Origin of the sequence: Enhygromyxa salina (assembly GCF_002994635.1) — a bacterium.
GTDB lineage: Bacteria > Myxococcota_A > Polyangia > Nannocystales > Nannocystaceae > Plesiocystis > Plesiocystis salina_B.
This window is the reverse complement of record NZ_PVNL01000147.1, coordinates 263,088-283,694: the sequence shown is the minus strand read 5'-3', so window position 1 is coordinate 283,694 and position 20,607 is coordinate 263,088. Positions and strand designations below refer to the sequence as shown.

13 protein-coding genes are annotated in these 20,607 nt (G+C 68.5%); 5 read left to right on the top strand and 8 right to left on the bottom strand.

The features are described from left to right. Nucleotides 1–64: 64 nt before the first annotated feature. The 3 genes from ENSA7_RS40975 to ENSA7_RS40965 all read right to left on the bottom strand — a co-directional run bounded on the left by ENSA7_RS40975 (nt 65) and on the right by ENSA7_RS40965 (nt 6,421). On the bottom strand, nt 65–1,231 hold the full coding sequence (locus ENSA7_RS40975; RefSeq protein ID WP_106094878.1) for a nucleoside 2-deoxyribosyltransferase domain-containing protein: 1,167 nt from the start codon (nt 1,229–1,231) through the stop codon (nt 65–67). A gap of 63 nt (nt 1,232–1,294) precedes the next feature. Further along, nucleotides 1,295–1,924, bottom strand: a complete 630-nt coding sequence (locus tag ENSA7_RS40970; protein WP_106094877.1) for a hypothetical protein — start codon at nt 1,922–1,924, stop codon at nt 1,295–1,297. Between the two features lie 180 nt (nt 1,925–2,104). Continuing rightward, nucleotides 2,105–6,421 carry a VIT domain-containing protein gene (locus ENSA7_RS40965; RefSeq protein ID WP_106094876.1) on the bottom strand — a complete coding sequence of 1,439 codons (4,317 nt, stop codon included), beginning with the start codon at nt 6,419–6,421 and terminating at the stop codon, nt 2,105–2,107. Nucleotides 6,422–6,542: 121 nt separating this feature from the next. Between ENSA7_RS40965 and ENSA7_RS40960 the strand changes: the two genes are divergently transcribed. The 3 genes from ENSA7_RS40960 to ENSA7_RS40950 all read left to right on the top strand — a co-directional run bounded on the left by ENSA7_RS40960 (nt 6,543) and on the right by ENSA7_RS40950 (nt 11,057). After that, complete coding sequence (locus ENSA7_RS40960) at nt 6,543–7,478, top strand: tRNA threonylcarbamoyladenosine dehydratase (protein ID WP_106094875.1); 936 nt, start codon at nt 6,543–6,545, stop codon at nt 7,476–7,478. Nucleotides 7,479–7,529: 51 nt separating this feature from the next. Continuing rightward, on the top strand, nt 7,530–10,511 hold the full coding sequence (locus tag ENSA7_RS40955; protein ID WP_181234624.1) for a serine/threonine-protein kinase: 2,982 nt from the start codon (nt 7,530–7,532) through the stop codon (nt 10,509–10,511). Nucleotides 10,512–10,880: 369 nt separating this feature from the next. Continuing rightward, the gene (locus tag ENSA7_RS40950) at nt 10,881–11,057 is read left to right on the top strand and encodes a DUF1328 family protein (RefSeq protein ID WP_106094873.1); all 177 of its coding nucleotides are present in this window, start codon (nt 10,881–10,883) and stop codon (nt 11,055–11,057) included. 282 nt (nt 11,058–11,339) lie between these two features. Here ENSA7_RS40950 and ENSA7_RS40945 read toward each other — a convergent pair whose 3' ends face one another. Then, the gene (locus ENSA7_RS40945; protein WP_106094872.1) at nt 11,340–11,942 is read right to left on the bottom strand and encodes an MlaC/ttg2D family ABC transporter substrate-binding protein; all 603 of its coding nucleotides are present in this window, start codon (nt 11,940–11,942) and stop codon (nt 11,340–11,342) included. A 52-nt stretch (nt 11,943–11,994) separates the two neighbouring features. Here ENSA7_RS40945 and ENSA7_RS40940 point away from each other — a divergent pair, with 52 nt between their 5' ends. Continuing rightward, nucleotides 11,995–13,668, top strand: coding sequence for a thiamine pyrophosphate-dependent enzyme (locus ENSA7_RS40940; protein ID WP_106094871.1), 1,674 nt, complete (start codon nt 11,995–11,997; stop codon nt 13,666–13,668). 2 nt (nt 13,669–13,670) lie between these two features. Here the strand turns inward: ENSA7_RS40940 and ENSA7_RS40935 are convergent, their stop codons facing one another. Both ENSA7_RS40935 and ENSA7_RS40930 read right to left on the bottom strand, forming a co-directional pair. Continuing rightward, nucleotides 13,671–14,168, bottom strand: a complete 498-nt coding sequence (locus ENSA7_RS40935; RefSeq protein ID WP_106094870.1) for a glutathione peroxidase — start codon at nt 14,166–14,168, stop codon at nt 13,671–13,673. Between the two features lie 64 nt (nt 14,169–14,232). Next, a complete protein-coding gene (locus ENSA7_RS40930; protein ID WP_181234623.1) occupies nt 14,233–16,338 on the bottom strand; it encodes a RecQ family ATP-dependent DNA helicase in 2,106 nt (701 codons plus the stop codon). Between the two features lie 85 nt (nt 16,339–16,423). On the opposite strand from ENSA7_RS40930, the gene ENSA7_RS40925 reads away from it, so the two are divergent. Beyond that, on the top strand, nt 16,424–18,346 hold the full coding sequence (locus ENSA7_RS40925) for a carboxypeptidase regulatory-like domain-containing protein (protein WP_181234622.1): 1,923 nt from the start codon (nt 16,424–16,426) through the stop codon (nt 18,344–18,346). Between the two features lie 32 nt (nt 18,347–18,378). Here ENSA7_RS40925 and ENSA7_RS40920 read toward each other — a convergent pair whose 3' ends face one another. Both ENSA7_RS40920 and ENSA7_RS45670 read right to left on the bottom strand, forming a co-directional pair. Further along, on the bottom strand, nt 18,379–18,585 hold the full coding sequence (locus ENSA7_RS40920; RefSeq protein ID WP_106094868.1) for a hypothetical protein: 207 nt from the start codon (nt 18,583–18,585) through the stop codon (nt 18,379–18,381). Nucleotides 18,586–18,637: 52 nt separating this feature from the next. Beyond that, entirely contained in the window at nt 18,638–20,296 is a 1,659-nt protein-coding gene (locus ENSA7_RS45670; protein WP_244924076.1) for a matrixin family metalloprotease, read from the bottom strand. Between the last annotated feature and the right edge of the window lie 311 nt (nt 20,297–20,607).

Below are 20,607 nucleotides of genomic sequence, written 5' to 3'. Positions count from 1 at the left end.
TCATCTTCAGGGGCGGCAGCCTGTTCTGAGCAGACGCAGGATCGCGGTTCCATCCATCGCTCAATCAGCTAGTTTCGGGCGGCAAGCCCAGCAGCACGCTCAGGATCATTCCCATATTGGTCCAGTCGACGTCCCCCGCAGCGGAGAGCTCAGCCACGCTGCGGACCTCCACGTAGGTGCGCTCCGAGTCATTGGCACCAAAGCGCTGCCCGGCGCGAGCTTCGAACACCGCGATCTCCTCGGTATCGAGCTCGACCGAATATAGCAAGGCCCGATGCGAGATCATCGTCGCCATGCACTGGCGCCCGCCGTGGGCGACGAAGCGCTCGGCGGCGATCGTCACGCCAGTCTCTTCATGCAGTTCCTCGGCCGCGGTCACCCGCGGATCTCCACCCTCGACAAATGAAGACCCGCCGGGCAGCTCGTGCACGTAACCGTCGCACGTGGCCGCGTTCGAGCGAAATTCTCGCACGAGCACGACCTGGGTCTGAGCGAGGCTAGGCCCGCGGTGATAGGCGACCACAGCGCTGATGTCCGAGCGCGAGATGACGACCTCGCTGCGCTTTCGTCGATCTTCTTCAGGGATGAACAGATCGACCTTCAGCGCCCAGCAAAATAGATGCTTGCCCCCCGGACCGGAGCGAAACTGCCACTCGAGGCGCGCGCCGTCGAGCCGGTGGCCCGCCTCGCGCTGGGCGGTGTACCAGCTCTGAAAGCCTGGTCGGCGCCACACGAACAGCGGGACCTCGCGCTCGCCTCCACGGCGCAGGGCGCCTTCACTGATCATCGCTAGCGCCGCGTCGAGCGTGTGCTCGAGGGTCTGCGCCTGGGGGACGTCGCGCTGCTCGGCGTGGTGCCGCAAGAAGCGAAGCTTGGGCGCCTCGGCCGGAGCCCCGAGCACACACTTGCCCGAGCCCAGCCACATGCCCCACTCGACGTTGGTCGTGAAGCCGGGCAGCGCGTCGAGCTCGCGCGGGATCCAAAACACGATCACGTCGGCGAGCTCGAGGCCCTGGGTCTCCCAGTCGATCTGATCGGTGTAGTCGAAGCGCCGCGAGCCGTCGGCGTCCTCGGGCACGAACACCACCCCGTCGTAGCCGCGCTCAGCCAACAGCTCGAGCGCGCGTGGACGCCAAGACGGTACTTCAGACGCGCGCGGGGTCGGGCCGGCCAAGAAAATCGCGCGGCTGAAGCTGTCGGGGAAGGGCTGGCGAGCGTAGACGACACGCATGTGCACGAGGCAAAGCTCGCATGGTTCTGCGGGTGAGTCTCCGCCTAGGTAGCTAGGAGCCTGCTAGGGGCAGGTCGGTTCGAGCACGCATGCTTCTTCGAACAACAGGTCGATGCACTGAGTCATGCCGGTGAAACTGCTTGCGTCGCACGCATCGAAGAAGGCCTGAGGGGGGATCGCCCGGGCCGAGACGTGTGTCATGAAGCTGTCGTCATGCTCGGACCGAAAGGTCACCAGCGCGTTGCCATCACCGAATACTTGGACGCGCCAGGTCTCCGAGCCCAGCATCGCGGGCCTCACGAGGCTGTAGTCGCCGACCGTGCCAGCTGCGATGCCATTGAGCATGCACTCGGCCGCCACAGGGTCGAAGCCTTCCTGCACGACGATGTCGCAGGGGGTATCGAGACCGCACACGTAAGGCTCGGGGCCCAAGGTATCGTCCTGCACGTCGAAGCAATCGCCGTCGCCGGTGGTCTCCTCGCCGGTGGTCTCCTCGCCGGTGGTCTCCTCGCCGGTGGTCTCCTCGCCGATGGTCTCCTCGCCGGTGGTCTCCTCGCCGGTGGTCTCCTCGCCGGTGGTCTCCTCGCCGGTGGTCTCCTCACCGGTGGTCTCCTCACCGCCTTGGCTGTCTACGCTTCCGGTACCGCAGGCAGAGATCGAGAGGGTCAGGGACAGTACAATTGCTCGGTTCATGTCTGCCTTCCGTGCCACGAGTCAGCCGTTCGATCACGGCCTAGGTTCGGCCGACTCCAATTTCGGTGGCGAGCGATGGAAACGGCCGATACCACGGCAATTTGCCGAAGTTTACACACACGAACACCTCGCCGACGAAGTCGGGGCCAGACTCCTGACCCGCATGCGGTCGGAACCCGCTCAGTCAGTCGCCTCCTCATCAAGAACGACATCATCCTCGGCAACAATCTCCTCCTTCGTCTTGGCCACCCGGGCCGCGATTGTCCCAGTCTGCTGCTCCACCACAAACGCCTCCCCATCCCAGCGCAGCGTGATCCGCCGCCAGCTGACGTCACGATCGGGCACCAACCCCCGGTGGCGGATCTCCAAGTCCGGCACCCCGCCGCTGTACTGCCGCGCGAACAGCCCGGTACCCCCGGCGTCGACGCCATCGGCCTGGGGACTCGGGCGTCCGTCGGCGCTCGGCGCCACGGCCAGGGTCAGCTCGACGCCGAGGTCCTCCCACAGCAACAGCTCCCAGGTCGCAGGCCCATCGAACAGGCCCAGCGACTTGAGCTCGGCGGTGAGCTTGTCCTTGGGCAGATCCAGATCACTGTCGAGCAAGCCCGCGATCAGACCCGCGATGTGCAAGCGAGCGTAGCGACGCGGGTCGTCCTCACCGGGCCGGCCCTCACCCGACTGCACGCGCCCAAGCAGCCGCAGCGCCTCATCCGTGCGCCCGGTCCCGGCGGCCGCCCGCGCCAGCCGGATCGCCGCCTCGGGCCCCTCGGCCAGCTCCATGAGCAGCTCGTACTGGCGATAGGCGTCGGCATACCAGCCGTGGCGCAAGAAGATGTCGCCGAGCAGTCGGCGGCTGGCCAGCGAGTGGGGCGCGAACTCGACGAGCTCCGAGAACAGGCGCTTGGCCGCTTCATCGCGACCGCGCCGGGCCAGCAGCTCGCCGATCAACTGCGAGAGCTCCGGCGTCAGCTGGCCTTGGTCGCGCAGTCGCAGGCCGCGGGCGATCGCAGCGTCGACCCGATCTTGCTCGACGAGCTCGGCGATCATCCGCCGCTCGCCGTCGGGATCACCGGGCGAGTAGGCCAGCGCGGCGTCGAGGATCCGCAGCCGCTCATCGGGATCATCAGTCGTGTCGAGGCGCCGATCGATCTCCCACCACGACTCGATCCCACCGTAGACCGCATAGTTGACGGCGGCGATCAGCTCAGGCTCGATCAGCCGCCGCAACAACGCCTGGACCAAGAAGGTGTTGGCGTCGACGTCGGCCGCGAAGTGTCCGAGCAGCAGCTGAATCTCGGCCTCGGTCCGCGCGCGGCCCTGCAGCAGATCCAAGAACGCGTGCTGATCTCGCCAGCGCGGCAGCTCGCAGGCCGAGAGCGAGGCCTCGTACACGCGGAGCATCCCGGCCATCGATGTCTGGCGACCAAGTCGCATGGCCCACAGCACCCGGCGGTGCACGAGGCCGCGCGTCGATGCGTCGCTGCAGGTGAGGGTCTGCTCGTGGGGAACCGGCGAGGGCGTCACCCGGGCGCGCCCACTCATGGACCCGCGGGCGAGCTCGGACTCGGTGACCTCGTCGACCCAGGCCGGTGGCGCAGGCACGGCGAACCCAGCGGCCGCGAGCCGAGACGCGCGATCCTTCGCCCCGCTCGGGAGCTCGACCGCCTCGGCGTCGAGCTCGATCACGCCCAGCCCACCTGCGCTGCGCCACCGCTGACCCTGGCCGTCCTGACGCTCGAGTTCTTCGCCGGCGGTCACGCTCGGGTCGATCCCATCGGCCGGAGGCTCGAGCCGCGCGTCGGCCATGGGCGCGGCCGAGGGGGCGGGTCCGCGAGTCTGCGCGGAGCGGCCGATGTTGCCCGCCTCGCCGCCACGCGAGCTCTCGCTGCGATCATCGTCGGCGCCTCGGTCCTGGTTGACCGGCCCCGGCCCCACCCCACAGCCAAACGGCGCCGACGCGGCCGCGCCGATCATCGTGAGCACGGTCGGTGAGCTGGGCTCATGTTCGACGGGCGCGACCCGTGAGAGCTCGGCGTCGGCGGTCAAGCTCGGGAACTGGCGACCGCGTCGCTCGATCCCCGCGCGGCGATAGGCAGACTCGTCCTCGAGCGCCAGGAACGAGCTGAACGGGGTCATCAGCCCGTACTCCAGACCCAGGGTGAGGATCTTGCCGCGCACGGCCTCGGGCCCGCGGGTGTCGGTCAGCAGCCGATCAATGTACGCGCGCGCCCACAGCCGCGGGACCAGCCGCGAGAGCACCATGCTGTCTTCGCGGTCGAGCTTGTACTCACGCGTGAAGGTCTCACCCGCGAACCGGTAGCTGACGGTGATCTGCTCGGGCAGCTCGTGGTGGGTGCGGGCCAGGATCGTCAGCTCTTCGCCGCGCGAGAGCTTGCCCTCGGAGCTGACAAACAGATCGTCGAGCCCCTCGCCCGCGTCGACGCTGACGTCGGTCAAGGTCGGGGTCTTGAGCGCGCCCGAGAGCTCGAGCGCGCGGACCACTGCCTCGCCAGCCTCGGCCACGCGCAGCGACTTGCCCCCGCCCGCGCGGGCGAGCTTGGTCAGCAGCGCGTCGTTGACCTCGCGGCCGACGGCGACGGTGAACAGCCGCGCGCGCGAGCCCGACAGGGTCCGGCGCAGCCGCTCGGCCAGCGCGTCACCGTCGAGCTCACCGGAGGTCGCGACGCCATCTCCGATGTACACGATCGCCGGCTGCTCGAGCCCATGCACGCGCTCGAGCGACTCCTCGAAGATCGCGCCGAGATCGGTGGCCCCGCCCGCGCCGCGCTGGGTCAGGTGCTCGAGCGCGGCCGAGATCGCCTCCGGGGTGGCCTCGGCCATGCCGGCTTCGGGGTACAGCACCTCGGCGCCCAGATCCGCGCCGACGAGCACGAACCGATCGCTGGGGCTGAGCGATCGCAGCAGCGCCTCGGCGACCGCGATCTTGGCCTGGTGCTCGGCCGGATCGCTCCCGGCCGAGGTGTCCACGACCACGACCACTTCGCCGTTTGGCGCAGCCGTGGCCGCGAACTCGACGTCGGGTGTCCAGCGCAGCATCACGTAGTCGGCCTGGTCGTTGCCGGGCTCGAACACGTTGACGCGCAGCGGCTCGGGTGCGTCCTCGCTGGCTTCGGCGCCGCGCCTGCGGGTCAGCTCGAGCTCGAAGTCGGCGCGCGGCGTGAACCCGCTGCGGCGCATGGTCACGCGGTCGCGGTCGCGGCCCTCGACGCGGGCGTCGTTGCGGGTTGCGAGCCCGTAGTGTTTGGCCGTGTCCCCGCGCAGCGACAGCGCGAGCGCGAAGTCTTCGATCGTGGCGGCGTCGCGCCCGACCGGCGCGGCCATTGGGTACCGGTAGCGCAGCTTGCCCTCGCTCTCGCTGAGCAGCTGTTGGTAGCGCAGCACGACCCGGCGGGTGCCGGCCGCGGGGATCGGGTAGATGCGCGCGCGCACGGTCCGGGCGTCGACCCACTCGAGCAGGGCCGGATCCACGCGGCGCTGAATATTGGCCTCGTAGATCTGCGTGGCCTGGCGGCGCTCGACCACCTCGGCCTCGATCAGCGCGCCGTTGGTCTCGAGCGCGAACGAGACGATCATCGCGTCCTCGGGGACCGTGAACCAGTACCAGCCCTCGACCTCGCTGCCCGCGGGGTTGAAGAACACCTGGTCGACCTCGGTCTCGGCGACCTGCTCGTCGATCGCGACCTCCACGGTCTGACGCTGGATCGCGAGGGGCAGCGCCTGGGCCCCGGGGCCCGCCATGTGATCGATCGCGTAGACGCTGCCGGTCCCGACCCAGGGCGAGCTGGCGGAGGCGCTGTGATCCCCCATGCCGCCGGTCCAGTCGTCCCAAAATTTTACTGGCTCGACCACGGGCGCGCCGTCGCCCGAGATCGTCGCGCGCTCGCCCGGGTCGAGCTCCGTGCGGCCGCCGGGCGCGGTCACGATGGCGAGGCCCTCGGCCACGTAGATCTCGACCTCGTCACCGGTGCGGGTGAGGCTGGCCCCGCCGTCGCTGACCGAGACATTGACCGCGCCGAGCGTGTGCGTGCTGGCCCGCTGGCCCTGCTCGAGCGGCGGCGCCTCGACCCACGCCTGGCCGCTGTCGAGCTGCAGCCCGTCCGCGAGGGTCACCTTGGTGTCGTCACGCAAGAACACGCGGGTGCCGTCGCCCAGCCGGATCAGCGCTCGCGCGCCCGCGCTTGTGTGGAGCTCGGCGCCGATCGGCAGCGGGGTGTTCGACAGCAGGGTCGTCTCGCCAGCCTTGGTGGTCAGCGTGACCTGACCCGACGCGAGCTCGAGGGTGGCGCCGAGCGCTGGCGCCTGTTCGGGGATCTCCTCGTGCTTGCACGAAGAGGTGACGGCGGTGGCCAGCGCGAGCGCGCTGGCGAGGGTGATCAGGCTGGCTTTGCGGCGCGCCCATCCCGGCCGTCGACGCTCGAGCGCGGCGGAGTCGGCGGGGATCAGGACAGCGGGGGACTCGGGGTTGGGCTCACTCACGGGCGATCTCGTTGGGCCGGGGTTCGGCGCACTTGGCGGATTCTACGCCGCCACGGGCCCGAGCGCGCCCCCTTTTCCGGCTGAGCGCGTTTTTGGGCGAGGTCGCTATACTCGCGCGCCCATGAGCGATCCCACCACGCCCGAGCCCCTCCCGCGGTCGCTGCCATGGACGAGCGCGCCCGCACCCTCGCGCTCCGGGCTGCTGACGCTGCGACGCGAAGCCGAGCCGACGTCCGAGCCCGAGCTCGAGCCCGAGTCCGAGGGTGAGCGAGCCTACCGGCTGCACCGTCGCTTCGATCGCATGGGACGGCTCGTCGGCGACAGCTCCATGCGCAAGCTGTTGGGCAGCCACGTGATGGTGATCGGGATCGGCGGCGTCGGCAGCTGGGCCGCCGAGGCGCTGGCCCGCGCGGGGGTCGGGCGCCTGAGCCTGGTCGACTTCGATCTCGTGTGTGTGACCAACGCCAACCGCCAGCTCCACGCGATGCGGGGGACGACCGGCAAGCCCAAGGTCGAGGTCATGGCCGAGCGGCTGCGGGCGATTCACCCCGGCTGCGAGGTCGAGGCGGTGCGCAGCTTCTACGAGGCCGACACCAGCGAGGCGCTGCTCAACCGCGGGGCGGATCTGATCATCGACGCGATCGACAACCTCACCGCGAAGGCCCACCTGATCGCCAGCTGCCGCGCGCAGGGGGTGCCGCTCGTCGTGTCGGGCGGGGCGTCCGGGCGCATGGACCCAACCCAGATCCGGGTCGCGGATCTCAGTGAAGTCGCGGGTGACCCCTTCTTGGCCTCGCTGCGCAAGATCCTGCGTCAGAAGCACGCGCTGCCGAGCGGGCACGGCTGGGGGATCCCCACGGTCCACTCGCTCGAGTCCCCGATGGCGCCGATCGAGCTCGGCTACGACAACGGCGAGGGGTTCCGCTGCGTCTGTCCCCAAGGTGAGAACGGCAAGCACACCTGTGATCAGCGCAACTTGATCTACGGGACAGCGGGGTTCGTGACCGGGAGCTTTGGGCTGGCCTGCGCGAGCGTGGCCGTGAAGGCGCTGGTCTGACAGTCATCAGCTTGCGCTCGACCCGGGGCTCGATGTGCCAAGATGGGGAGCGTGTCCGAGCTCGACGATCGGACGCTCGCGGCCCCCGACCGCGAGCTCTCCACTGACGACACGATGGCCGCCGACGCGGAGCTCGCCGCGTCGGTGCGTGCCCAACGGCCGATGCCCGCGCTCGCGCCGAGCATCGGGCGCTTCTCGATCCTGCGCAAGCTCGGCGCGGGCGGGATGGGGGTCGTCTACGCCGGCTACGACGAGGAGCTCGACCGCAAGGTTGCGATCAAGCTGCTGCACGAGCGCGGGCAATCTCCGGCCCGACGCCAGCGACTTCTGCGAGAGGCACAGGGCCTCGCGCGGCTGTCTCACACCAACGTGGTTCAGGTCTACGAGATCGGCGAGCACGAGGGCGCGGCCTTCATCGCCATGGAGTTCGTCGACGGCGTCACGCTCGGCGCCTGGCTGGCGCAGCGCAGCCGCTCACGCCGGGAGATCATTCAGGTGTTCGTGCAGGCCGGCCGTGGGCTCGCGGCCGCCCATCACAAGGACCTGGTCCACCGCGACTTCAAGCCCGACAACGTGATGATCGCCGGCGACGGGCGGGTCGTGGTCATGGACTTTGGCCTGGTCCACGAGGCTGGCTCCGTGGCGGTCACGGGCGACGGCGCCGAGCCGCTCGATGAAGCGCGAGCAGCCGAGATCCGGCGCGACGTCATGAGCTCGTCACAGATCGAGGCCGACGCGATCGAGCGCTCGCTGCGATCGAGCGTGCTGTCGAGCGACCTGACGGCGACCGGGGCGATGATGGGCACGCCGGCCTACATGGCGCCCGAGCAATTCGCGGGCGGGGTCACCGACGGGCGCACGGATCAGTTCAGCTACGCCGTCTCGCTGTGGGAGGCGCTGTGTGGCGAGCGGCCGTTCGCAGGCCACAGCGTGACCGAGCTGTGCACAGCGGTGATCAGCGGGCAGCTGCGCGAGCCCCCTCGCGGCGCTGATCTGCCGGCGTACTTGCGCAAGATTCTGGTTCGCGCGCTCGCCACCGATCCCGACAACCGCTGGCCGTCGATGGCCGCGCTGCTGGCCGCGCTGTCGGTCAACCGTGAGCGGCGGCGGGCTGTCGCGCTGGCCGTCGGCGCGCCGCTGCTGTTGGCGCTGGCCGTGGGTGTTGGCTGGCAGCGACACGAGCAAGCCGCGGTGGCCGAGCGTGTCGCCGCCTGTCAGCGAGACAGCGAGGCGCTCATCGAGGTCTGGAACGACGACACCCGCGCCCAGATCGAGGCCGCGTTCGCGGCGACCAAGCTCGAGCTGGCCGGCGACGCCTGGTCCCGTACGCAGCTGCGGCTGAGCGACTACGCCAGCGAGTGGTCCGCGCTGCGTCTGGCCAGCTGCCGCGCGGCGACCGTCGAGCACACCCGCGAGCCGGCTGCGGCCGATCGCGTCGACGCGTGCCTGGACGAGCGCCAGGCTGCGTTCACGTCGCTGCTCGGGTTGCTCGAGACCGCCGACGCCAAGCTGGTTCAGCGCGCAGTCCAGGCCAGCGCCGAGCTCCCGCTGACGAGTCAGTGCAGCGACGACGCGTGGCTGGCCCACCGCATCGAGCTGCCCGAAGATCCGCAGACGCGCGAGCAGATCGCCGCCTCGCGCTCGCAGCTCGAGGGCGTCGAGGTGCTGCTGACCACCGCCCGCTATGACCAGGCCAAGCTCGCCGCCCAAGCTGCGCTGGCCCAGGCCGAAGCGATCGCATGGCCGCCGATCGACGCCGAGGCCCGCTACGCAATTGCGATTGTTGCGACCAAGCTCGGCGAATTTGCGGCCGCCGAGCCCGAGCTCGAGCGGGCGTTCTTCACGGCGGGCGAGGCCGGCCATGATCTCCTGGCGCTGCGCGCCGCGATCAGCTTGGTCGACATCGTCGGCGACGAGCTCGAGCGCCACGAAGAGGGCCTGCGCTGGGCACGTGTCGCCGCCATGCTGCTCGCTCGGCTCAATCTCACCAGGAGCCTCGAAGCCGCCGTGCTCGCCAACAACATCGGCAACGTGCTCGAGAATCGCGGCAGCTACGTCGAGGCCCAGGTCGAGTACGAGCGCGCGCATCAGCTGTGGCTGGCGGCGTTTGGCTCGGAGCACCCGCAGATCGCCACCGTGCTCAACAACATCGGGGTCGTCCAGCGTCGCCAGGGCAAGCTCGAGGACGCCCTCGCAACGCAGACCCGGGCGCTGGCGCTGCGCGAAGCGACGCTTGGGCCCGCGCACCCGGCGTGTGGGGACACCCTCGCCAACCTCGGAAATATCTACTGGGAGGTCGGCGACCTCGATCAGGCGCTCGCCCACGGCCAGCGGGCCCACGAGATCTGGCTTGCCGTATTCGGTGAGAACAACCAGAAGATCGGCTACGCGCTCAACAACATCGGCAATGTCCACTTCAGTCGCGGCGAGCTGGATCAGGCCCTCGATCACTACCGTCGGGCCCACCAGGTCTGGGAGGCCGCGCTCGGGCCCGAGCACAGCACGGTCGCGATGGCGCTGACCAACACGGGCAATGTGCTCATGATGAAGGGCGAGCTCGACGAGGCCCTCGCGCTGCAGCGGCGGGCGCTGGCGGTGTCGGAGGCCGCGTCTGGGCCCGACAGCCCCGGGGTGGCGGAGAAGCTCAACAATGTCGCGGTCGTGCTCGACGCCAAGGGCGAGCACGACGAGGCGCTCGCGCTGCATCGGCGCGCGCTGGTGATCCGGGAGCAAGCGTTTGGTGCCGAGGGGCTCGAGACCGCGTACTCGCTGCAGGGCGTTGGCACCACGCTCACCAAGCAAGGACACGCCGCGCAGGCGCTCCCGGTGCTCGAGCGGGCGCTGGCGATCCGCGAGCGGGAGAAGATCGCGCCAGTGGCGATCGCCGAGATCCGCTATGAGCTGGCGAAGACTCGGTGGGCGCTGGGCGACCGGGAGCTGGCGCGCGAGCATGGGGAGATCGCCGAGCAACTGTGCCGGACGGCCGAGAGCCCGTGCGCAGATGAAGTCGCCGCTTGGCTGCGCGAGCACTGATAAATATTCAATCGTTGCGCGCCCACGCTGGGTCTTGCACGCCACAATTGCGCGCACGTAAATGTGATCACCGTGGCGCGGGCTGCGGGAGAGATCGCATAATCATGGTTGACGCAGCGAGCACCTTCGTGCCGCGTCGGCCTGTGGCCAGCACACCAGAACAGCAGACCGTGTTCCACCGACCGCCTGACTGATTGGATCCGCGCTCGTCGGCCGCGTCCACTCTAGATCGAGCGACCCGAGCGAAGCGACCGCACCCGGAGCCAGCGCGTGGCGCCACGGGCGTGGAGTTGGTGCGGGCGGCCGCGCGACGAACACTATCTACATTCCAACACCCGGCGCCGAGGCGCTCGAACAGGAGAACCAGCCATGCTGTACTACGCGCTCATCTTCTTCATCATCGCGATCATCGCCGCCATCTTTGGCTTCGGTGGGATCACAACGGGAGCCGCCTCGATCGCCCAGATTCTGTTCTGGGTGTTCCTGGTGAGCGCCGTCGCCACCACGGTCATGCACATGGTCAGGAGGGACAAGGACGCTGTCTAACCGCCCTCACACTCGACACCCGAGGGGCAGCGTCGTGACAGCGCTGCTCCTCGCGTCTACGTGAGGTCGGCTCCCACCCGCCCCGCGTTTGCGGTATCGTGGCCGCGATGGCAACGCCGCGCCTCGCCGACTTTCGCAACATCGTGTTCTTCACCGGAGCCGGAATGTCAGCCGAGAGCAGCGTGCCCACCTACCGGGGCAAGGGTGGGGTGTGGGAACAGTGAGCGGCCGGCAGCACGAAGGTGCTCGAGCTACATGGCAGCCTCTTCGATGCTCGAGGGGCTAATGTAGCCGGTTCAAGTCGTCGAGCTTGGCTTGCAATGTGACAATGACCTTGTCGATCCCACCATCTTTGTAGAGCTTGTTGATGTCATATTTGTAGGTCTTGGCCAGGCTCACGCCCTCGGTGATGATGTCGCGAACGTGCCATTGGCCGCCGCTGCGGTGCATCACATAGTCGACGTCGATCACCTTGGTCTTGCCCGAGCCGTCCGCGAAGCTCACCCGGGTGTCGACCTTGGTCGCGGCCTCGCGCACGTGCTCGGCGACATACACGACGCTCACGCGATCGCGCTGGCCAAGGCGCTGAAGGTAGTTGGTGCGGATCAGCTCGGTGAGCAGCGCCTGAAACTCGGGGCAGCGCTCACCGCAGCGCTCGGCGTAGTGGCTGGGCCCCCCCAGCGCCGACTGGGCGATCCACTCGTAGTCGAGCAGGGCATCGACCTGGCGCTGAATCTCGCTGGGCTTGCCATCGCGCCCGAGCAGCTCGAGCAGCTCGTTCTGCGAGCGCTCGACGACCTCGAGCGCGCCATCCTCAGAGCCCATCGCGGGGACGGGCAACAGCGACAGACAGGTGAGCGACAGAGCGGCCAGGAGCGTGCGCATCGAGGCCCTCCGACGACCGCAGAGATGCCCGATTCACAACCCGTTGCGCGGGATGGCTCAGCCCTATCCCCGGGCCGTGGGTGGCGGCATGATCCACGCGATGAGCCAGGCTCCCCAGGCGTTCCTCGCTGCCCTGCGCGCTGGCGGTGTCAGCTTCGTCACCGCGTTCCCTGGTTCCCCGACGACGGCGCTGGCGCTGGTGCTCGAGCGTGAAGGCGAGGCGGCGGGCATCGAGTTTCGTTGGGCGGTCAACGAGAACGCGGCGCTGAGTCAGGCCTTCGGCGCCGCCATGGCTGGGCGTGGGGCCGCGGCGATCATGAAGCACGTCGGGATCAACGTGGCCTCCGACGCGCTCAACGTGATGGGCGTCGTTCATGGCCTGGCCGCGCCGCTGCTGCTGTTCGAGGGGGCCGACGCCAAGCCCGGGTCGAGCCAGAGCGCCCAGGACAATCGGCCGCTGTACGCGGGCAGCCCCAACTTGCTGGTGGTCTCGCCCACGAGTCCGGCCGAGATCATCGAGCTGGTCGCCGACGCGTGCGCGATCAGTCGGGCGACTGGGATGTTGGTCGTCATGCGCGGGGATCATCGCTGTTTTGCGGGCGCTGGGGAGTTCGCGGCACCGGAGGTGCCCGAGCTGGCCCAGGCGTTCGCGCCCTGGCCCGAGCGTGGTCGAGCGCTGGCAACCTCGGCGCGGACCTACGCCGAACACCTCGACACCCGCGCGGGTGTGTTCGATCGCCTGCGACCGTGGATCGAGTCGCAAGTGCGGCTGTGGGGCGAGCCCCGGCAGCTCGCGGTGATCGTCGCCGCGCACCTGGGCGTCGAGGTGGCCGAGGCTGCACGCGCGCGCGGGCTCGCGGGCATGCGACTGCGACTCGAGCACCCGCTGCCAGAAGCGGCGCTGGTCGAGCTCGCCTCGCAGGTGCGCGAGCTGGTGGTGCTCGAGGAGTGCACGGCCACGCTCGAGACCAGCGTGCGCGCGCGACTGCATGCTCACGGGGTCACGACCGCCGTGCTCGGTCGAGCTCAGCTCGGCGACGCGCGGCCGATCGGGCGGCTGTCGGGTGAGTCACTGGCCGCCGTGCTCGACGCCGCCGTCGCTCGCTGCACGCCCGAGGCCTCGCCCATGATCGAGCGCGCCCCCGCGAGCAAACCCGCGCTGGTCGAGCTGCTCGCCGAGCTCCCTGCCGAGTTGCTCGCGCGCGAGCAGGCGTTCGAGCAGGCGCATCCGCTCCCGGGGTTCCCGGCTGGCGATCCCCGCGGCCCGCTGTTCGACCGCCTCCGCGAGCTCGGTCGCTTCATTGCGACGGACCCCGGCGTCACCGGCTTGCTCGCGCTCGCCGGCCAGCGCAGCGACGTCAAGATGCACATGGGCGGCGCCGTACCGATCGCGGCCGGTTGGTCGCGCGGCGGCCGTGACGGCCTCGCGATCGCCGTGGTCGGCGACACCAACCTGCCGCACTCCGAGTGGCTCGCTATCATCGACGCGATCGACCACGGCGACGATCTACTGATCGTGATCGCCGACAACGGCAGCAGCGAGATGACCCAGCGGATCGTCACCCCTCGCGTGTCCCCCGAGCGCGCGCTCGCCAGCTTCGCGGCGCTCGGGGTCCAGTGCTGGTCAGCCCGCGCGACCACGAGTCCGGACGACCCGTGGTCCGGCGTGCTCGCCGAGGCCGCCGCCGCACCCGGGGTGCGACTGGTCTGGCTCGATCTGCGCTGACCTCAGCCGCTCGCCGCCCGACCCAAGAGCCCCTCGAGCCTGGCTACCAAGCTACTTGGCGTGGTCTTGGGCGCCTCGCGCTCGACCACGTTCCCGTCGCGGTCGACGATGAACTTCGTGAAGTTCCACTTGATCGCGGCGGTGCCGAGGATGCCCTTGGCCTCGTGCTTGAGGTACCTGTAGAGCGGGTGAGCGCCCTTGCCGTTGACCTCGATCTTGGCGTGCATCGGAAACGTCACGCCATAGTTGCGCTGGGCAAACTCGAGCACTTCGGCGTTGGTGCCGGGCTCTTGGTTGCCAAACTGGTTACAGGGGAACGCCAACACGCGCAAACCCTTGGCTTCATACTGCTCATGCAGCGCTTGCAGCTCACCTAGCTGCGGCGTGAAGCCTCACTTGCTCGCGGTATTGACGATGAGCAACACCTGGCCGCGATACGTGTCCATGGACACACGCTCGCCGGTGATGGTCTCGACCTCGAAATCGTAGATGTTCGTCACTTCGGTGATTACAGACGAAGCGCGGGCCCGGCACAAGGGCGCGCCCAGAGCAGCTCGGAGCAGCTCAGATCATCCCTGGCTGGCCCAGCTTCCAGCGCACGCGGGCGATCATCAGTGGCACGATCTCCTGCTTCAGCTTGCCGGTCTTGCGCAGGAGCTGGCCGACCTCGCGCAGGGTCGCCCGTGAGCCGACGTAGTCGTCGACCAACAGCACCGCCCCCGGCGGCACGTGGCGCGCGTCGCTGCCCAGGCCAAAGCAGCCTTTGACGTTCTCGCGCCGCTGATCATTGTTGGCCAGGCTGCCCTGGCGCGCGGCTGGCTCGTCGTCGCTGCGGTAGGTCACGAGCTCGAGCAGCGGGACCTCGAGGTGGTCGGCCAGCCACTGACCCAGGAGCTCGCGCTGGGCCCAGCTGCGCGACGGGAGCATCGCCACGCTGCCGAACGCGTAGTCGTTGCGCAGCCGATCGACCCCAAGCTCGAGCAGCTCGAGCAGGCGGGGCGGCAGCGCCGGCGCGTTGGCCCGCCCGCGCATGAACGCCGCATAGGTCGGCCCACGCAGGGGACCGTCGAGCAGCGCCAGGCCCTCGCTGAGCTGGGGGTAGCGGCTCGCGGGCAGCGGCAGCGGGCGGGTCTCGAGCCACGCGCTGGCCCGGGCTTCGAGCTGGGGATCCACGGGATCCACGGCCGGCACCTCACTCGCCACGCAGCGATCACAGCGCCCGCACGCTGGCGCGTCGTCGTCACCGAGCGCCGCACGCAGGGCCTGCATCAAGCACGCGGGCTCGCGCCGGGCAAACCGAAAGATCGCGTCGAGCTCCTGGGTGCGGACTTCCAGCTGACGCCGGTAGCGCTCCAGGCTCGGCGCGCCCGACTGCTCGCCACCCACGTAGACCTGCGCGCGCCCGACCAGCTGCTTGGCGACGAAGCCCTGCTCGATCAGCTCGGCCAGCACCACCGTGACCCGGGTCGGGTGCAACCCCGAGCGGGCCTTGATCCCGCCCAACTTGATTGGATCGTCGGCCTCTTGGGCCTGCGCGATCACCCGCTGAACAACCTCGAAGTCGTCGACCGTCGGCTGGGCCGAGCGGATGAAGTAGTCCTGAACCTTGCGGTCTTCCTCGTCGAACAGCAGGTACCCGCGGGCTGGCGCGCCGTCGCGCCCGGCCCGGCCCACCTCTTGGTAATAGGCCGTGATCGATCCGGGTATGTCGACATGCACGATAAAGCGAATGTCGGACTTGTCGATGCCCATACCCAGAGCATTGGTCGCCGCGATCACCGGAACCTCGCTGCGCGTGAACGCATGTTGAAGCTCGCGCTTGCGGTCGGGATCCAGGCCCGCGTGGTAGGCGACGACATCGAGCCCGTTGGCCTGCAAGAACCCCGCGACGATGTCGGTCTGATCCCGAGTCGCGCAATACAAGATCCCCGAGCCGCCCGACTCGGCCAGCCGCTCGAGCTCGCGGGCGACCACGACCGTGAGCCGCGCGAGCTTGTTCGGCAGCCCGCTCACGCTGATCGACGACAGCGAGATGTTGGGCCGATCCATGCCCTGGCGGTGCACCGCGAGCCCCGCGTCGGCGCCCAGCAGCTCGACGATGTCGGCCTCGGTCCGGTGGTTCGCGGTCGCCGTCAACGCGAGCACGCGCAGATCGGGACGCCGCTGCGCAAACGCATTGACCGCGTCGACGATGCGACGATACGAGGGCCGAAAGTCGTGACCCCACGTCGAGATACAGTGGGCCTCGTCGACGACCAGCAGCGAGACGTCGAGCCCAAGCAGAAAATTGAAGTCGGCCAGGTTGTCGAGCCGCTCGGGGGCCACGAACAAGATCCGCAGCTCGCCCGCCCGCGCGGCCCGGACCGCCGCCGCGTTCTCCTCTTCGAGCTGGTCCGAGTTGATCGACGCCGCCGCGATCCCAAACCGCTCGACCAGCTGCGTGATCTGGTCGCGCATCAACGCCAACAGCGGCGACACGACCACGGTCATGCCTTCGAACATCGTCGCCGGGAGCTGATAGAGCAGCGACTTGCCGTGGCCCGTCGGCTGAATGCACAGCAACCGGCGGCGCTCCAGCAGGGCCTCGAGCGCCTCGCGCTGGCCGGGGCGAAAGCTCGAGAAGCCGAAGCGCTCGAGCAGGACCTGGTCGAGCGATGCAAGGTCGGACACGGGCGAGTGGTACCATGCGCGGGCCCGGCGTTCGATGTATCCTGGCCCCCTGCCACCGACGTCACAGAGCCGCCAAGGGGCCGGCATGATCATCGCCCTGGCGATCGCCGGGCTGGCGCTGGTGGTCGCCACGCTGGTGTGGTTCGCAGGCGACAGCTCGGGCAACTCCGACGCCGCGTCCGCAGACCTCGACGCGCGCGCGTCATCGCGGGACGAGGGCGCCCGCTCGACCGCGCCCAACAGTCGCCACACCGACGCCGCCAACGCCACGCACTCGAACAGCGCCAACACGGCCCACCTCGCGCTGCCCGCCCAGCTCTCGACCGACACCAGCCCGTTCGGCGCGCTCGAGGGCAGGATCGTCGACTGGGGCACCCGCGTGGGCGTGGCCGGGGCCGAGCTCGAATTCATCAGCCGCGGCGTCACCCACAGCGCCGTCACGGGCGCCGACGGGAGCTATCGGTTCGAGGCGCCCAGCGAGGGCGCGTGGGCGCTGGCGATCGTCACGGCCGAGGGCTACCTGCCCTACGCACCCGAGCTCGGGCGCGGCGGCGTGGTCTGGGTGTCCAGCCCCTATCAAAAGCTCGAGCGCGCCGATCTGTTCTTGTTCCCGCGGGTCGACTACGCCGGGACCGTGGTCGACACCGAAGGCCGGCCCGTCGCCGACGCCGACATTGAATTGTTCGGGGCCGACAGCGGCGAGCTGGCCCTGGTCGGGATCGAGTCCAGCTTCCACAGCGACGCCGACGGCCGGTTCGTGTTTCATGCCCCCGACTTCGCCCTGCTCGAGGCCCGGCACCCAGATCACCCCACCGGTCGCGCCCGCGTCGACGCCCCCGCGCAGCTCAGCCACACCCTCACGATCACCATGGGCGGGGTCCCCAATCCCAGCCAGGCCGCGATCACCGGGCGCATCATCGACGGCGCCGGACAGCCGCTCGCGGGCGTCGAAGTCCGCACGATGCCCACTCGGATCGGCGGCCGCGACCCCAGCCTCGCCCGCGCGCCCACGGCCGTCAGCGACGCCGAGGGTCGGTTCGTGCTCGCGCCCCTCGACGATCTCACCTACGTTGTCGGCGCCCAGCTCAGCGCGCGCCCGTGGGTTCAGAGCGGCGCGGTCAAGCCCGGCGACGAGGTCGAGCTGCGGCTCGAAGACGGGCTCGAGATCGCGGGCCGGCTGGTCGACCAACACGGCGACCCGGTCGTGGCCGGCAGCGTCTCGCTGCTGCGCGTCTACGGTCCGCTTCGCCGCTCGCGGGTCGCCAATCTCTCGGTCTTCGATCCCGGTGGTGCGTTCTCGTTTGGCGGGCTCGGCCCCGGTCACTACGAGCTCGAGGCGATCGCCCAGGGTCGCGCGCGCTCGAAGCCGGTCAAGGTCAAGCTGCCTCGGTCCGGCGGCCCCGTGAAGATCGTGCTTGGCACGGGCGGGTCGTTCTATGGGCGGGTCGTCGACGCCAGCACGGGCGAGCCGCTCGCGCTCGCGCACGTCTCGGTCAACGGCCTGGCCAGCGGCGACTCCGTCATGCCCTCGCTGAGCTCCACGGTCACCGACACCGAGGGGGCCTTCGAGCTCACGGGCATCGAGGCCGGCCGCATCTCCGTCGACGTGGCCGCGTTCGACCATGACAGCAAGATTCTCTCCGGCATCCAGATCACCGCGGGCGAGCGCCACGGACCCGTCGAGATCGCGCTCGCGCCGGTCGCCGAGGGCGAGCAACCCAAGGTCGAGCTTGCCGGGATCGGGGTTGCGATCGCGCCCACCCGCGACGCGATCTACATCCGGGACGTCGTCGAAGGCGGCGGCGCCGAGGAGGCGGGGATCGTCGCGGGTGACTCGATCATTGGCGTGGATGGGGTGTCGGTCGTCGAGCTGGGGTTCGAAGGATCGATGCAGAATATCCGGGGGCAGGCTGGGACGAAGGTGGTGATCGAGCTTCGGCGGAAGGGGGACGCTGGCGCGAGCCCGGAGTCGGTGATCGTGCAGCGCCGGGTGATCTCTGGGGTCTGATGTCGTCAGTTGGTTTGGCGGTCAGAGCTTTGTCAGCGAGTGACGGACCTCGTAGGTGGTTCCATCGCGGAGGTCTCGGTGTCTCGGTCGATGGTGATCTGGGCGCCATCGAGGTCCGCGTAGTAGGCGCGCTCAGCCAGCATCGCCACGTGATCGGCGACCTCTTCTTCGCCGACGTGGTAGTGGACCAAGAAGTGCTCGGTCGTGAGCGTGCGAAACTTCAGGTCGGGTTTGGCCACGGCCTCGCGGGTCGGGTGGTCCGACGCGAGTCGCCGGGATGTTCGGCGTGGGCTAGTCGACGCGACGCACCCGCAGACCGAGTGCGAGGAATCCGAACATCGAGAGGAACCCGAACCCCGGATCTCCCGAGCTGGCTCGACATTCGCAACCATTCTCGCCGTCGAGCCCGGAGCCCCCTGTGTCGCCCGTGCCTGAACCGGTGCCCGCCCCCAGGTCGAGGACGCACGCGCTACAGCCATCGCCGGGCGTGGTATTCGCGTCGTCGCACTCCTCGGCCGCTTGCACGATGCCGTTGCCGCACTCTATCGCACGAGGTTGGAACAGGCGCGACACGCTGGAGTTCTGATTGGCCCAATGTCCAATGCCCAATGCCCAATCGGTGTTCGGATTGACCTTCGACTCGACGCCGTCCGGACTCAATCCGGGGTAGTCACCTAGAAGGAATCGCCGCTCGCCCATGCCGGCCATGAGTCCCTGGTCATCACTCACCAGGGCGAGACTGCCGTACGTGTTGACCTGACTCAGAACTTCCGTTGATAGTAGCGTTACGGTCGGCGTTCGAGGATCGACCATCACCTCTGCGATGCCGAAATCCGGACCACCAAATTCCGACTCTGAGAATGGGATCAAACATCGTGAATCGTCACAAAGAGGGGGCCCCACTCCGAAGGCGTACAGTCCTTCGAGATCAATCGCCGGTCCAAGCGAAACGCCATCGATGTCGAATAGCACGACTCGCACCTCGGTCGTGGAGGGCGTCAGCGTGGTCACCATGAAGACCTCGGATCCGGGATCATACCCGGCTGCGAGCCGATTGACCCGAAACTCGTCCGGATGATCGGCGTATTGCCACGCCAAAGTGTCCGTCGGTCGTACAGCTGTACGTAGAGTGAGTAAGTTGCTGTCTAGAGCCTCGTTCGCCATCCACGCGACGAACAGCCGCTCATTCACTCCTTCGTCACTCATGGCGATGGCAGGAAGTGACCACGTCACGCCGCTTGGACCCGGGTCGACTACGAGGTCACCGAGAGCGGGAGTCACGTCTCCGGCTTCACTCATGAGAATATGTTTGACTCGGCCGTCGGGCGCGGTGGTTACGAGACCCTGGACGCCTGCGGGCGTGCGATTTGCAACGACCGCGGCGCGCGAAACCTGAATGTCGACGAGCGATGTCGCGGTGGGATAGTCTGGGTAGTCTGGGTAGCTCGTGTCGTTCCACCATGCTAATTCGAGGTCACTGGCTGCTGCACCGTAGAGATACTCCAAACCCTGGAGGTCGTCGCGTCGCCATGACCGGCTGGCAGCAAAATTAGCTGGTACGGTTGAATACATTACCCCGCTTGTGCCCGTGACGGAACCTCCGTGCACGTTTTTTCCGTTGGCTTCGCAGACTGCTTTGTCGCGATTGGAGTGCTGGAGCCCCAAGGAGTGTCCGAGTTCGTGCAGCATGACCTGAGCCATGTCGCCGTAGGCATTCATCGAGTAGCCTGCACTGTCTTCACAGCCCGGCGGAACAAAGAACACCCAGCCTAACGGATCCGATTGAGTTAGCGGGTTGCTAGGGTCGTTGCGGGTGGCGAAGCTTGCACAGCCGGTCGCATTGTCGCCACATATTTCCTTATTGTCGGTACAGTCCATGCTCATTAGGGTGATTCCCACCGGAAGTTCAACCGCCGCAGTCAGCATGGGGTTGTTGAAGGGAATGTTCAAATTGTACCCTTTGTTTGTGAATCCGGCAAAGTGGAGTTTCGGCCCGAGGGCGGATTCATTGTGTCGCGCGATGACCTCGAGCGCTAGTCTCGCTACATCGTCGGGTGTCTGTCCCGTGTGGGCGACCGTGTGGTCTGGTGAGAGACTAATCCAAACCGGAATGCGAAGGTCTGGAAACTTCGATGACCAGAATGTGATGAGCGGCTGGTTGGTGACACAGTATGCGTCTGCCCGTTGTGGGGTTCCGACCAAGGAGACGAGTGCAACTGTTCCTGGGATTGTCCACTTGTGATGCATTCTTGCGACCTCTG

What these genes read in the sequence shown, in the direction of transcription:
- ENSA7_RS40975 (WP_106094878.1), bottom strand. Translation starts at nt 1,231, where the DNA reads ATGCGTGTCGTCTACGCTCGCCAGCCCTTCCCCGACAGCTTCAGCCGC.
- ENSA7_RS40940 (WP_106094871.1), top strand. Translation starts at nt 11,995, where the DNA reads ATGGCTCAGCCCTATCCCCGGGCCGTGGGTGGCGGCATGATCCACGCG.
- ENSA7_RS40945 (WP_106094872.1), bottom strand. Translation starts at nt 11,942, where the DNA reads ATGCGCACGCTCCTGGCCGCTCTGTCGCTCACCTGTCTGTCGCTGTTG.
- ENSA7_RS40970 (WP_106094877.1), bottom strand. Translation starts at nt 1,924, where the DNA reads ATGAACCGAGCAATTGTACTGTCCCTGACCCTCTCGATCTCTGCCTGC.
- ENSA7_RS40960 (WP_106094875.1), top strand. Translation starts at nt 6,543, where the DNA reads ATGAGCGATCCCACCACGCCCGAGCCCCTCCCGCGGTCGCTGCCATGG.
- ENSA7_RS40925 (WP_181234622.1), top strand. Translation starts at nt 16,424, where the DNA reads ATGATCATCGCCCTGGCGATCGCCGGGCTGGCGCTGGTGGTCGCCACG.
- ENSA7_RS40950 (WP_106094873.1), top strand. Translation starts at nt 10,881, where the DNA reads ATGCTGTACTACGCGCTCATCTTCTTCATCATCGCGATCATCGCCGCC.